The sequence below is a fragment of the Paenibacillus sp. NRS-1781 genome, assembly GCF_050467745.1.
Taxonomy (GTDB): Bacteria; Bacillota; Bacilli; order Paenibacillales; family Paenibacillaceae; genus Paenibacillus; species Paenibacillus terrae_A.
Window position 1 is genome coordinate 20971 of record NZ_JBITPI010000063.1, and the last position, 13582, is coordinate 34552.

11 protein-coding genes are annotated in these 13582 nt (G+C 47.3%); 10 read left to right on the forward strand and 1 reads right to left on the reverse strand.

Annotated features, from left to right (window positions below; all coding sequences use genetic code 11):
- The first annotated feature begins 172 nt into the window (after positions 1–172).
- From ACIFO6_RS21355 to ACIFO6_RS21400, 10 genes are all read left to right on the forward strand, one after another.
- Complete coding sequence (locus tag ACIFO6_RS21355; protein ID WP_430043663.1) at positions 173–910, forward strand: CAP domain-containing protein; 738 nt, start codon at positions 173–175, stop codon at positions 908–910.
- 252 nt (positions 911–1162) lie between these two features.
- Complete coding sequence (locus ACIFO6_RS21360; RefSeq protein ID WP_430043665.1) at positions 1163–1843, forward strand: TIGR00266 family protein; 681 nt, start codon at positions 1163–1165, stop codon at positions 1841–1843.
- Positions 1844–2110: 267 nt separating this feature from the next.
- The gene (locus ACIFO6_RS21365) at positions 2111–3061 is read left to right on the forward strand and encodes a GDSL-type esterase/lipase family protein (RefSeq protein WP_430043667.1); all 951 of its coding nucleotides are present in this window, start codon (positions 2111–2113) and stop codon (positions 3059–3061) included.
- Positions 3061–4137 carry an ABC transporter ATP-binding protein gene (locus ACIFO6_RS21370; RefSeq protein ID WP_430043669.1) on the forward strand — a complete coding sequence of 359 codons (1077 nt, stop codon included), beginning with the start codon at positions 3061–3063 and terminating at the stop codon, positions 4135–4137. The genes ACIFO6_RS21365 and ACIFO6_RS21370 overlap by 1 nt, the downstream gene beginning before the upstream one ends.
- On the forward strand, positions 4130–5119 hold the full coding sequence (locus ACIFO6_RS21375) for an ABC transporter permease (protein ID WP_430043671.1): 990 nt from the start codon (positions 4130–4132) through the stop codon (positions 5117–5119). Before ACIFO6_RS21370 ends, ACIFO6_RS21375 begins: the two co-directional genes overlap by 8 nt.
- A gap of 98 nt (positions 5120–5217) precedes the next feature.
- The gene (parE, locus tag ACIFO6_RS21380; protein WP_430043673.1) at positions 5218–7197 is read left to right on the forward strand and encodes a DNA topoisomerase IV subunit B; all 1980 of its coding nucleotides are present in this window, start codon (positions 5218–5220) and stop codon (positions 7195–7197) included.
- Positions 7198–7219: 22 nt separating this feature from the next.
- Positions 7220–9682 carry a DNA gyrase subunit A gene (gene gyrA, locus ACIFO6_RS21385; RefSeq protein ID WP_430043675.1) on the forward strand — a complete coding sequence of 821 codons (2463 nt, stop codon included), beginning with the start codon at positions 7220–7222 and terminating at the stop codon, positions 9680–9682.
- A 275-nt stretch (positions 9683–9957) separates the two neighbouring features.
- Positions 9958–10428, forward strand: coding sequence for a MarR family winged helix-turn-helix transcriptional regulator (locus ACIFO6_RS21390; protein ID WP_430043677.1), 471 nt, complete (start codon positions 9958–9960; stop codon positions 10426–10428).
- A 305-nt stretch (positions 10429–10733) separates the two neighbouring features.
- A complete protein-coding gene (locus ACIFO6_RS21395; RefSeq protein WP_430043678.1) occupies positions 10734–11219 on the forward strand; it encodes a MarR family winged helix-turn-helix transcriptional regulator in 486 nt (161 codons plus the stop codon).
- Positions 11203–12705 carry a DHA2 family efflux MFS transporter permease subunit gene (locus tag ACIFO6_RS21400; protein WP_430043681.1) on the forward strand — a complete coding sequence of 501 codons (1503 nt, stop codon included), beginning with the start codon at positions 11203–11205 and terminating at the stop codon, positions 12703–12705. The genes ACIFO6_RS21395 and ACIFO6_RS21400 overlap by 17 nt, the downstream gene beginning before the upstream one ends.
- A gap of 128 nt (positions 12706–12833) precedes the next feature.
- Here the strand turns inward: ACIFO6_RS21400 and ACIFO6_RS21405 are convergent, their stop codons facing one another.
- A complete protein-coding gene (locus ACIFO6_RS21405; RefSeq protein ID WP_430043683.1) occupies positions 12834–13580 on the reverse strand; it encodes an RluA family pseudouridine synthase in 747 nt (248 codons plus the stop codon).
- Positions 13581–13582 lie beyond the last annotated feature (2 nt).

Genomic DNA, 13582 nt, shown 5'->3' on the forward strand with positions numbered 1-13582 from the left:
CTCATTACCATAGATCAGTTCCGTTTAGGCCATTGCCGAACGGGGCTATTTTTTTTCCAACTTTTATACCATTGATCCTGCTATGAAACATGTTATACTGCTAGAGTAAAGATTACAAAGTTGTAACCAGGCAGGTTCACAACAAGGCATTATACAATAAGGAGATGACGAAATGAAGAATATGTTGAAAAAAACACTGGTGATGGGAAGTTTAACCGCTATGTTATCCGCAGGATTCATCGTTCCGGCATCAGCTTCACCAGCTGACGATTTGTCTGCCCAATTACAACAATGGTTCCAGGATAACGGATATACGGTGAATACCTCTAACGGAACGACTACGATTACGAAGACCGTAATTCAAGATTTGTCCGGACAGGCTCAAGCGAAAACAAAGACAACGAATCCTTCTTCCGACAAGCAAGTAGCAAAGCCTGCTAACCAAAAAGGTTCACAGCCTGCTACCAACAAACAGTCGAAAGCTCAAAATACGAATTCAGGAGCAGGTCAGTCCGCCGGGTCGGATGCACAGCTCAGTAAGTCTCAATTTGCTGTAGAAGTAGTAAAGCTGGTGAATAACGAGCGTAGCCAAAAAGGTTTAAGCCCACTCGCTTCTAACGCGAAGCTTACCGAAGTAGCTTTGGCCAAGGCAAAGGATATGAGTACAAACAATTACTTTTCCCATACATCACCGACTTACGGCTCACCTTTTGATATGATGAAGAAATTCGGCGTAACTTATACGTATGCGGGTGAAAATATTGCGATGGGACAACAAACACCGCAAGAAGTTATGAAAGCCTGGATGAACAGTCAGGGACACCGTGAAAATATTTTGAAGGCAGAATATACACAAATCGGTGTGGCTTACTATAATGGATACTGGGTACAGGAATTTACACGTAACTAAAAGTCGATCATAAAAAAAGCGTTTCAAACGTCATTATGATATTATACTGACAACCTAACGCTAAATTCAAGGCCTGCTGACACGTTCAGCGGGCTTTTTACGTTGTTTTCCCCTCTATTGGTGCGCTTATCTATCACTTTTACTTATATGCAAGAACAGGCATAAGTGCGACAAGTATAGTATGATAACACTAAACTATATTGATAACTGATAACTGATAACTGATAACTTATGGGAAAGTCAGGTGAACGAATGAGCTACGAAATTGTGCATGAAGGTGCCTTTGCTATGCTCAAGGTACAGATGAACCCTGGAGAAACGATTAAAGCGGAGATGGGAGCTATGGTTTCCATGTCTTCCAGCGTGGATATAAAGGGGACTGTGGATGGTGGGTTGTTGCGCGGCTTAGGCCGGATGCTGAGCGGGGAGAAATTCTTTTTTCAGGAGCTGAGAGCATCTCGAGGGCCAGCTGAGGTGCTGCTTGCTCCGGCAAGTATAGGCGATGTACAAGCAGTGGAATTGGACGGTACGTATAGACTTTTGGTGCAAAAGGATGGCTTCCTGGCGTGTACGGAGGGCATTGAGGTCAGCACTAAAATGCAGAATCTGATGAAAGGATTGTTCTCGGGCGAAGGTTTTTTTATCGTTGAAATTAGCGGTCGCGGAACTGTGTTTTTATCCTCTTACGGAGCCATTTATCCGATTTATGTTGCACCCGGAGAAGAGCGTATTATTGATAACGCTCATCTGGTGGCATGGCCGGACTATATGGATTACAAAATTGAAAAAGCGTCCAAAGGCTGGTTGTCCAGTGTAACGAGCGGAGAAGCACTTGTATGCCGTTTTCGCGGCGAGGGGACGATATTGATCCAAAGCAGAAATCCGGGCAGCTTCGGACAATGGATCAAAAGCTTTATACCCGATACCAAGTGAGTTTTTCAGCTATGCAGAGGTAAAGGACGAACTGTATGAACCAAAAAGTCGTAATAAAAAGGATGGCGATATGCCATCCTTTTTAGCATGCTACAGCATTTTGCATCATTCGATTCCCAACGCTCGAAAGTACAATAGATAGACGAACTAAACCGTTTCGATTTCTATATTGCTGATTTGAAATAGCTCTTGGGATTGTTGCAAAATGCTCATGTATGCTTCATAACACTCAGAACGGTTTATTTGCAAAATGATATGAGAAGCTTTATGTTTATTTCACTAAGTTATCAGGAGGGAACACGAGTGAATTCATCAAAATGGATCTGGCGGTCTGTCGGTTCCGTGTCCATCGCCGCCACACTGCTATTATTGTACGGATTTATTGCCGCAGTACGAAGCATTACGGCTCCAGAGCCGCTCGTTAGCACCAAACCTGTAAATTCGGGTTCATCGCAGATACAAAATGCGCCATCCGCTGCAACTCAGACGGGGGAGTTTCGGGTAGCTGCCATTGGAGATTCGCTGGCGAAAGGAACTGGCGATGACTCAGGCAGCGGTTTTGTACGACGGTCGGTGACCTTGTTAAATGATCAGGAAGGCCATAAGGCTCAGCTCATTAACAATCTGGGCATTAACGGCCTGACGACTCAGGGACTTTTGACCAAACTGGATGAGCCTGGCGTGGCCTATGTGTTGAAAAAGGCCAATGTTATTATTGTGTCCATTGGCGGAAATGATTTGTTTCAGGGGGCACAAGCTGCCCAAACCGGCAAAGAGCCACCTACGCTTAATGGCTTGCGCAAGGCTCTGCCTGATGCAGCCAAGCGTTTACAAAAAGTGCTGTTAAAAGTCGGGAAAATCAATCCTAAGGCAAAAATTATATACGTTGGACTATATAATCCATTCAGTGACCTGCCGGAAATGAAAATTCCGGGAAATCTGGTCGTGACGGAATGGAATTTGGCTGCTATGGCAATTACCAATAAAAACAGTCATATGACGCTGATTCCAACCTTCGATTTATTTCAGCAAAATTTGCCGGTTTATTTATCCTCCGATCATTTTCATCCTAACGGACAGGGCTATCAGGCAATTGCTGAGCGAATCGCTCAAGGGTTTGCAGTAGCAGCAGCGGCTAAGGAAGGCGACAATACGGGGGATGGACAACAGTCCACGAGCAGTCAACCTGCTGAAGTGAAGAAGGGAGGGAACAAGTGATGAGCATCCAATCTGCTGACAAGACTGAGTCCGATGTAGCCAAAGATTCGACAAGGATGAATGGAGCATCCGGCTATCATTCCGACTACCAGATCGGAAGTCAAGACGGAGGCAGAAGCAACAACGAAACGGTTCTCTCTGTTCAGCACGTCAAAAAGCGTATTGGACGCAAAATGATTATTCAAGATGTAACCTTCGATGTGCGTGCGGGTGAAATTTTTGGCTTTCTTGGTCCCAATGGGGCTGGAAAAACGACGACCATTCGGATGCTGGTCGATCTGATCAAGCCTACGGAGGGCACCATTACTGTGTGCGGTCATAATGTGAACCGTGATCCGGAGCAGGCTTTGCGGCATATTGGTTCTATTGTGGAAAATCCGGAGGTATACAGCTATTTGACAGGGTGGGAGAATCTGGAGCATTTTGCCCGCATGCAGCGTGGCGTGAATGAACAGCGCATTCGTGAAGTGGTGGAGCTGGTGCGGCTGGATCGCCGTATTCATGATAAAGTAAGTACGTATTCTCTTGGGATGCGCCAGCGTCTCGGTATTGCTCAGGCATTGCTTGGCAGACCCAAGCTGCTTATTCTGGATGAACCGACAAACGGATTGGACCCCAAGGGGATCAAGGAAATGAGAGCTTTTATACGTCTGCTAGCGGCAGAGGGCATGGCTGTATTTGTTTCCAGTCACTTGCTTAGTGAAATCCAGTTGCTGTGTGATCGTGTCGCGATTATTAGCAGGGGAAGGGTGCTTGCTGTTGGCGGTGTGAGGGAATTGGTTGAAACACATTCGCGTATGGCGGTATGGCAACTGGAGCCCCATGATCAGGGTCTTGCCCTGTTGGAAGGCTCTCCGCATGTACAAATCATTACAAACGCCGATGAACTGATTGATGATAGCATTGTTGCAGGCAGCGGAGCGGATGCTATTTTTACAGAAATGGACGAAGAGCATATCGCGGAGCTGGTCGTACAAATGGCGGCTTCCGGCATTTCCGTTAAAGGTGTAACCAAAATCAGCCCTACACTGGAGCAGTTATTCCTGAAAATGACGGAAGGTGAGATTCTTGAATAACATTTTACCGCTCGTACAAAATGAAACACTCAAAATCATCAAGAAGAAACGATTTTATGTCATTTTACTTGTTTTGCTTGTGCTTGTGCCGATTTTTACGTACGCTCAGATGAAGGTGGCAGAAAATAACCGCGAAAAATTCGGCAATGACTGGCGGCTGGAGCTGCGTCAGGCCATTACCGACAACCAAAATTCGCTGGGCAGCGACCGGGTTCCGGAGGAATGGAAGACCTACAGGCGTGTATTTGTCCAACAAATGCAATATTATCTGGAAAATGACGTGAACCCGAATGAACCAAGTGGTGTAACCTTTACCAGAGAGTTTATGGACAATTCCATTAATTTGTTCGTTCCATTGCTTATTATGGCGATTGCCTCCGATCTGGTTTCAGGAGAACGGACGACGGGTACGATAAAAATGCTGCTGACCCGCCCTGTCAGGCGGTGGAAGGTGCTGCTAAGCAAGCTGCTAACACTGTATATGTTCGTTTCGCTCATCATTTTGGCTGTGTTTGTGATCAGTTATCTTATATCAGGACTGTTTTTTGGCTTTAAAGGCTTTAATGTTCCGGTATTTACGGGCTTCCAAATTGCTGGATCAACGGTGGATGTGTCGGCGGTACATGCGATCCCGCAATGGTACTATCTGATGCTGCAAGCCGGATTGATCTGGTTCGTCAGTCTTGTGATAGCTTCGCTTGCCTTTATGGTTTCGGTGCTGGTACGTAGTACGGCGGCAAGCATTGTGGTGATGATGGCTGCGCTCATTTCGGGCACGATTTTAACGAATATGGCCTCATCCTGGCAGAGTGCCAAATATTTATTTATGGTTAACCTCGAATTGACCGATTATTTATCAGGAAGTCCCGCCCCGATTGAGGGGATGACCTTGCCATTTTCTTTAGCTGTACTGGGCATTTGGGGGGCTGCGGCGCTGATTGTTTCATTCGCCGTCTTTACGAAACGGGATATATTGAATTAAAATGGACAAGGTAAAAGAAAACATCTGTTTGCATTTTTGGTGAAAATCATCAAGAATAAGGCAAAACACGGTTACGATTAGACAAAGGGGGAGCATGAATGGTCGACAAAATCGACTTGTCTGCGGGAGCGACCGGCACTCAGAACGGAGCTTCAGAATATGGCGTGGACGACATTCAAGTGCTCGAAGGGCTTGTGGCAGTTCGCAAACGGCCGGGCATGTATATTGGGAGCACCAGTTCTTCGGGACTACATCATTTGGTATGGGAAATTGTGGACAATGCGGTGGATGAGCATCTTGCCAAGTTTTGCTCCCGCATTGACATTACAATGCATAAGGACGGTTCCGTTACAGTAACAGACAACGGACGTGGTATTCCTACAGGAATGCACAAAACAGGAATCCCAACACCGCAGGTAGTATTCACCATTTTGCACGCCGGAGGTAAGTTCGGCGGTTCGGGATATAAAAAGTCCGGGGGTCTGCACGGTGTAGGCGCGTCAGTAACGAACGCTCTTTCGGAATGGCTTGAAGTGGAAATTTACCGGGACGGCAAGATTCACCGTCAGCGGTTTGAATATTGGCAGGACAAGAAGGGCGTGGAACATGTCGGGGAACCGACCACAGGCCTTGAAGTGCTGGGCAATACCAACAAGACAGGTACCAAAATTACTTTTAAACCGGATATTCGTGTATTTCAGGCGGGCATTTATTTCAATTACGATACGCTGGCCGAGCGTCTTCAGGAAATTGCTTTTCTGAACTCAGGTCTTCGTATCCAGCTTAAAGATGAACGCAGCGGGAAATCGGATGAGTATTTTTATGAAGGCGGAGCAAGCCAATTTGTTGCTTTTCTGAATGAAGGTAAGGACGTGCTGCATGACGTCATTCACTTCAACGCGGAGAAGGAAGACGTTGAGGTGGAAATTGCCATTCAGTACAACGCAGGTTATACCGAAACGATTGCTTCGTTTGTCAACTCCATTCCGACACGCGGCGGGGGTACGCATGAAACGGGCTTCAAAACCGCTTACACCCGTGTCATGAACGACTATGCGCGACGCACGGTAATGCTGAAGGAAAAGGATAAGAATCTGGAAGGCAATGATTTACGTGAGGGAATGATGGCCGTAATCAGTGTCAAGATGGCCGAGGTTGAATTCGTCGGTCAGACGAAGGATCAGTTGGGTAGCGCTTCCGCACGTAGTACGGTGGATGCAATTGTATCGGAGCAGATTCAGCGTTTTCTGGAGGAAAATCCGCAGGTAGCGCAAACGTTAATCAAAAAGGCAGTTCAGGCGTCCAGAGCGCGTGAAGCAGCACGTAAGGCTCGTGACGAAATGCGTTCCGGCAAGAAACGCAGTGAAAGCTCTAATCTGAATGGCAAGCTATCGCCTGCGCAGTCCAAGGATTTTACACGAAACGAGCTGTTTATCGTGGAAGGTGATTCGGCTGGAGGATCGGCGAAGCAGGGACGGGATTCCAAAATTCAGGCTATTTTGCCCTTGAAGGGCAAGCCGATGAACCCGGAGAAATCCAAGCTGGCGGATGTTATGAAAAATGATGAGTATCGCGCGATTACAGCAGCAATCGGGGCGGGGGTAGGAACAGAATTTACGCTTGAAGATAGCAATTATTCCAAAATCATCATTATGACGGATGCGGATACAGACGGCGCCCACATTCAAGTGTTGCTGCTGACGTTCTTTTATCGGTATATGAAAGAGCTGATTGATGCGGGACGCATATTTATCGCTCAACCGCCATTGTATAAAATAACCCGTAAGTCAGGTAAGCTCGAAACGGTACGTTATGCTTGGACTGATGAGCAGCTTGACAATTACTTAAAGGAATTTGGACGGAATTTTGAGCTTCAACGCTATAAAGGACTCGGGGAGATGAACCCTGATCAGTTATGGGAAACAACGATGAATCCCGAGTCACGTACCTTGCTACGCGTCCAGATTGAGGATGCAGCCAAGGCTGAACGCCGTGTGTCCACATTGATGGGCGACAAGGTTGATCCGCGCAAGCGCTGGATTGTGGAAAACGTAGATTTTACGGAATATGTAGAGTAGTGCTATCAAATGAGGTGTATACATGAGCTTATCGGAGCAATTTTTGCCAGCTTTTCTGGAGGAAGTGGTCGGTGACCGCTTTGGCCGATATTCCAAATATATTATTCAGGATCGGGCGATACCGGATGTGCGGGATGGGTTAAAGCCAGTACAGCGCCGTATTCTGTACTCCATGTACGATTCCGGCAACACACCGGATAAGGCTTATCGGAAATCTGCCAAAACCGTCGGGGATGTGATGGGTAATTATCACCCCCACGGTGACTCGTCAATTTACGATGGTATGGTACGGATGGCGCAGCCTTGGAAAATGAGTCACGTACTGGTGGACGGTCATGGCAACTGGGGTTCCCAGGACGATGACCCTGCGGCAGCTATGCGGTACACGGAGGCACGTCTGTCTCCAATCGCGATGGAAATGCTGCGTGACATTGAAAAACGAACGGTTTTGTTCAAGGATAACTTTGATAACTCGACCAAGGAGCCAGTTGTGCTGCCTTCCCGTTATCCGAATCTGCTAGTCAACGGCTCCAGTGGAATTTCAGCTGGATTCGCGACTGAAATTCCAACACACAGCTTACGTGAGGTCATTGACGCCAGCATTGCCGTGATGGAAAAGCCGGATATTGAGCTGGAAGAGATTATGACCTTTATTAAAGGCCCTGATTTCCCGACGGGCGGACTAATTATGGGTGGCGAAGGCATTAAGGACGCATATCGTACAGGCAAAGGACGTATTTATATCCGTTCCAAAACGGAAATACAGTCTTTGCGCGGAGGTAAGCAGCAACTGGTGATTACGGAGATTCCATACCAGATTGTCAAATCAAGGCTCGTAACCGCCATGGAGAATATCCGTCTGGAGAAAAAGGTGGAAGGGATTGCCGAGGTTCGTGACGAGAGTGGCCGGAACGGTCTGCGAATTGTTGTGGAACTGAAGAAGGAAGCCGATGCGGAAGGAATTTTGGCATATCTGTTGAAAAAAACTGACCTTCAGGTGGCTTACAGCTTCAACATGGTAGCCATTGTGAACAAAGCGCCGCATCAGCTTGGTTTGAAATCCATTTTGGAAGCGTATATTGCCCATCAGCGCGAAGTTGTCACACACCGTATCCAGTTTGAGCTGGAGAAGGCGGAGGATCGCGCCCATGTGTTGGAAGGCTTGGTTAAGGCGCTGAACATTCTGGATGAGGTCATTGCGGCCATTAAATCTTCCAAAAATCGCCAGGACGCGCAAAATAATTTGCAATGGATGTTTGGCTTTAGCGAACGTCAGGCAGATTCTATTTTGACCTTGCAGCTGTACCGTCTCACGAATCTGGAAATTACTACGCTGGAAAAGGAATTAAGTGAAATCCAGAAAAAAATTACACAGTACCGTTCTATTTTGGAAAGTGATCGCAAGCTGGTCAGCTTGATCCGCAAGGAACTGCTGGAAATCCGTGAAAAGTACGGCATTGACCGCCGTTCAGACATACAGGGTGAGGTTGATGAGATTAAGGTAAATCTGGAAGTCATGGTTGGGGCAGAGGATGTATTGTTGACTCTTTCCAAAGACGGCTATGTGAAGCGCACAGGTATGCTGTCCTTCACCCGCTCTGGTGGGGAGCGTTCAGCTTCCGGCGTCAAGGAAGGAGATTATGTCACCCAATTGCTTGATGTCAACACACTGGATGTGCTGCTCATCTTCACTCAGCGCGGACAATATTTCTTATTGCCTGTGCATCAGGTGCCAGAGTATAAGTGGAAAGAGCCGGGAACCCCGATTGTTAACGTTATTCCTTTAACCAAGGATGATCGGATCGTGAGTGTCATTCCGATCAAAAATATGGAGGAAATCGGCAAAAGTCTGGTGTTTGTAACGAAGAAGGGCCAAGTGAAGCGAACCGAGCTGAAGGATTATGCAACGAAACGTTCCAGTGCCGTAGCAGCCTGCAAGGTAGCAGGGGACGATGAGGTATTATCGGTAACGCTAAGCGACGGTACCCGGGATATTATGCTAATTACCCGTGCGGGGATGAGCATACGCTTCAAGGAGCAAGAGGTTAATGCAATGGGTCGCGTCTCGGCTGGTGTCAAAGGTATACAGCTGGCGGAAGGCGACGAAATTGTTGCAGCGCTGTGGGTGGAAGAGGATGAAGGAGAAGTGCTGGTGCTGACGGAATCCGGTTATGGCAAGCGTACGCTTCTACTGGATTATCCTGCTCAGGGACGAGGCGGTAAAGGAATCACCACCTTCGAATTCAAGGAGGGCAAACGGGTACGTTCGAACGGAACTCGGATTGTGGCTGCCTTCTATTGCCGTGAAGCTATTCAATTGTTTGCGATCACTGCAGATGGACAGACGATGTCCTTCCTTTCGGAAAAAGCTCCTTTGACTGACCGCAAGGATACAGGCAAGCTGCTGGCTCCTGTGGAGAAGAAGGACGAAATTGTGAATGTGCTGCCGCGTAGTGAGCCACAGGCTTCCCGGTCCATAGAATAACAGGAAAGTCAAGCGCTTTTTAGCTCGAAAAAGAGAGGTCCTCTCGTGCCATTCCGGCACGAATGAGGACCTTTTTGCCGTCATGCTGTCGAACCTTGACCAGCCTCCAAAACCGAAGTGAGACTTCCTTCCCCTTTTCAATTGATGCTCCAAAAAGGGCAGGAAACCGGGGCTGAATGGCGAAAATTTAATGTGATGAAATACAATCCGGACGGTGGCCCATACGGTAACTATGATGCTTTTACTGACCCTGTTATTCAAAGGAGTGAGGCAAATTGCAAACGACCGAATTTGCGAAAATCTGGTCCAGAATGGCTAAGGATTACAAGGTTCATATGGAGCAGAAGTTGGCTCCATCATTAACTGAGGCTCAGCTTACGGTGCTGGAGGTTCTGAATGATTACGGCCGCATGAAACCGTCTCAACTGATCCCGTATCTCGCAACCACACCTGCGGCGGTTACAATGCTGCTAGACCGGATGGAGCGGAATCGCCTGGTCACCCGCTTTAGAGACGTAAAGGATCGCAGAATCGTATGGATTGTTATTTCGGATCAAGGAAGAGAAGAAGCGGAACGGGGACTGCAAATAAGGGATGATTTTCTAGGCTCTGCACTAAACCGCATTTCGCAGCATAATCAAAATTTGCTGGTTTATTTGTTAGGTAAAATCACCACAAAAACGAAAACTTCTGCATCGGCAAACGAGACAAAGGCAGTAAAGGAACAAATGGAGCGAGCGGAGTAAGCATCTCCTCTTTCATATTCTAAATAAAAATGCGCGGATAAGGCTGGCCAAAGGGGTCACACATATCCGCGTTTTTGTGTTGAAAAAACACATTCTGTAGCTGGTGACACCTTTTTTAAATGGATTTCTGTATTCTGTAAGCTTCATCTGCTCTTTTCAATACTTATATTTGTTACAGGGGTGAATGTTGACATTTACATATAACATGATAAAATTATTATACATGAATAACATTTCGTATACGAATAGTTGCTTGATTATGTATATGGAATGTGAATTGGGTAATGGGAAGAAGGATGGTTCCAATGAGTGACAGAGAGGAAGACAAACTTGAGGTGTATCGGATTATTCAGTCGGTAAGGGAGGTTAACAAAACGATATTTTATGCCTTCTGGAATGAGGAGCAGCATTTGGATCTGACAGCCGTTCAGCATATGGCTTTGGCGATTCTGAATAAACGACCCAATATCGGGTTATCTGAGCTGGCAGACTTAGCCCATATGGGTTGTAGCTCCATGAGCGGGGTGGTTGACCGCTTGACCAAGGCAGGATATATCGCTCGCGGACGGCATGAGCATGATCGTAGATCCTTAGTGCTGACGCTTACGGCAGAAGGAAAAGACATCATGCAAAAAGTAGACGCCATGTGGATGGAGCGCGTCTTGCCCATTCTGGACATCCCGAAGGAGCATCTGGACATGGTCTTGGATATCCATAAACAAATGATGATGAAATTGACACCGAAGGGAATGAATCAACCTGAGCAGTCCTCAAATGACACTACCGGGTAATGTACGCAGAGCACCCATTGTGGCCGCTCTGTTGATTGGCGCGTTTGTTGCGATTTTAAACCAGACGTTGATAAGTGTGGCTTTACCGAAAATGATGAGTGATCTGAATGTAGATACCAATGTGGCTCAGTGGCTTAGTACGGGCTTTATGCTCGTGAACGGGGTATTGATCCCAGTGACCGCATTTTTGATTGCGCGTTATTCCACTCGTAAATTGTTTATTAGTGCAATGATTATCTTTTCAATCGGCACGCTGTTGTGCGCTATTGCGCCGAGTTTTAGCATATTGTTGATCGGACGTCTCATTCAGGCCGCGGGCGCGGGTATTATGATGCCTTTAATGATGGTCGTTATCTTGAACATCTACCCCATTGAGCGTCGTGGCCGGGCGATGGGAACACTGGGGATTGCGATGGGTTTTGCTCCAGCCATTGGACCAACCTTGTCCGGTTATATAGTCCAGCATTACGACTGGCGGGTACTGTTTTGGATCATCCTGCCGATTTCAGTGATTTCGATTGTGATCGGATTTATTTTTCTGAAAAATGTAACGGAGCAGTCCAAGCCTAAGCTGGACATTCCCGGCATCATTTTGTCTACGCTCGGTTTCGGCGGACTGTTATACGGCTTTAGTGATGCAGGAACATCGGGCTGGGGAAGTATTCCGGTTCTGTCTACGCTTATTGTGGGGACGATTGCACTCATTCTGTTTATTGTTCGCCAGTTGAAGGTTGATGAACCTATGCTGGAGTTCCGCATCTTCAAATACGATGTGTATAGCTTGACGACCATCATTAATGTCATTGTGACGATGGCTTTGTACGCTGGTATGATATTACTACCGATTTATTTGCAAAATATTCGCGGCTTTTCACCGCTTGAGTCCGGTATGCTCATGTTGCCGGGGGCGATTCTGATGGGGGCCATGTCTCCTGTGACCGGGGCTATTTTTGACCGAATTGGAGCACGCTGGTTGTCCGTGATCGGCTTGTTGATCATGGCTGTGACGACTTGGGAGTTCTCACGCTTGACCGAGACAACGACCTATATGACACTGCTGGTTAATTATACGGTTCGGATGTTCGGGATGTCATTGCTGATGATGCCGATCCAAACGGCCGGGTTGAATCAGCTTCCGCAACGATTGAATGCGCATGGTACGGCGATGAGTAATACACTGCGTATGATTTCCGGTTCAATCGGGACGGCAATTCTGGTGACGGTGATGTCGACTCAAAGCAGCAACCGTCTGACGAATATTGTTGCATCTGAGGGATTATCTGTTACAGATAAAGCAGAGATGCTGGCAGCAGGCAATCAGGCTACGATTTACGGTATCAACTCAGCCTTTATCATTGCGACGCTGTTGAGTGTGGCGGCCCTGATTTTGGCGTTTTTCATCAAGAATACGAATGCTCAAAACGCTCGGCCCCGTCAGCAGTTGGTGAACAGCAAGAAAGGGCAGTCTGTGGTCTCCTCGTCATAAGGATGGGAAGGTTAATAGATTTTTTTTAAAAAAACCCGTAATGCATGTTTGTTTGATTACATGCGTTACGGGTTCTTTTTGTATATTGATTTGAAGATATTAAAAGCTAAATACGCAGACTTGCCTGCTCAATTCTCAGCTTCGATCATGCTTTCATAAAGCGATTTAGGCCACTCACTCCATGGGAATTGGGCTGGAGGGAACGAGTGGAAGCTCATGTTCTCCTTGCTAACTGGATGCGGCGCTCCGGCAAGCAGAGACCAGAGCGCCAATTGTTGACCTGGGCGGCTCAGGCTGCCACCGTATTTTTGATCCCCGTATAGAGGACAGCCGATAGCCTGCATCTGTACACGAATCTGATGCGAGCGTCCGGTGAGTAGCTCAATTTGTACAAGACTGAGCCCATCTGCTTGTCCAAGTACGCGGTACTCCAAAATAGCCTCCTTGGAGCCAGCCGTGCCGGGACGAACCGCCTGAACAGTGTTAGTGCGGCTGTCCTTTAGCAAGTGATGGGTCAGACGGCCTTGTAAGGCCGTGGGGACACCGTTTAGAACCGCTACATACATCTTGCGGAAACTACGACCTCGAACCGACTCAGACAGCCGGGAAGCAGCTTTGGACGTCTTGGCAAAGATCATGGCCCCGCCTACAGGCCGATCCAATCTGTGAACCAGTCCCAAAAACACGTTACCAGGCTTATTGTGTCTGATCTTGAGATCTTCTTTGAGTAAAGAGAGCAGATCAGGATCACCGCTGGCATCCTCTTGTGTTGGAACATTGACAGGCTTCACAATCGCCAACACATGGTTGTCCTCATAAAGAACAGCAATGTCCGATTGTGTATGCCCATGCCGGATAAGCTTATCTGGAGTCATAG

What these genes read in the sequence shown, in the direction of transcription:
- ACIFO6_RS21355 (WP_430043663.1), top strand. Translation starts at nt 173, where the DNA reads ATGAAGAATATGTTGAAAAAAACACTGGTGATGGGAAGTTTAACCGCT.
- ACIFO6_RS21360 (WP_430043665.1), top strand. Translation starts at nt 1,163, where the DNA reads ATGAGCTACGAAATTGTGCATGAAGGTGCCTTTGCTATGCTCAAGGTA.
- ACIFO6_RS21365 (WP_430043667.1), top strand. Translation starts at nt 2,111, where the DNA reads ATGTTTATTTCACTAAGTTATCAGGAGGGAACACGAGTGAATTCATCA.
- ACIFO6_RS21370 (WP_430043669.1), top strand. Translation starts at nt 3,061, where the DNA reads ATGAGCATCCAATCTGCTGACAAGACTGAGTCCGATGTAGCCAAAGAT.
- parE (WP_430043673.1), top strand. Translation starts at nt 5,218, where the DNA reads ATGGTCGACAAAATCGACTTGTCTGCGGGAGCGACCGGCACTCAGAAC.
- gyrA (WP_430043675.1), top strand. Translation starts at nt 7,220, where the DNA reads ATGAGCTTATCGGAGCAATTTTTGCCAGCTTTTCTGGAGGAAGTGGTC.
- ACIFO6_RS21395 (WP_430043678.1), top strand. Translation starts at nt 10,734, where the DNA reads ATGAGTGACAGAGAGGAAGACAAACTTGAGGTGTATCGGATTATTCAG.
- ACIFO6_RS21400 (WP_430043681.1), top strand. Translation starts at nt 11,203, where the DNA reads ATGACACTACCGGGTAATGTACGCAGAGCACCCATTGTGGCCGCTCTG.
- ACIFO6_RS21405 (WP_430043683.1), bottom strand. Translation starts at nt 13,580, where the DNA reads ATGACTCCAGATAAGCTTATCCGGCATGGGCATACACAATCGGACATT.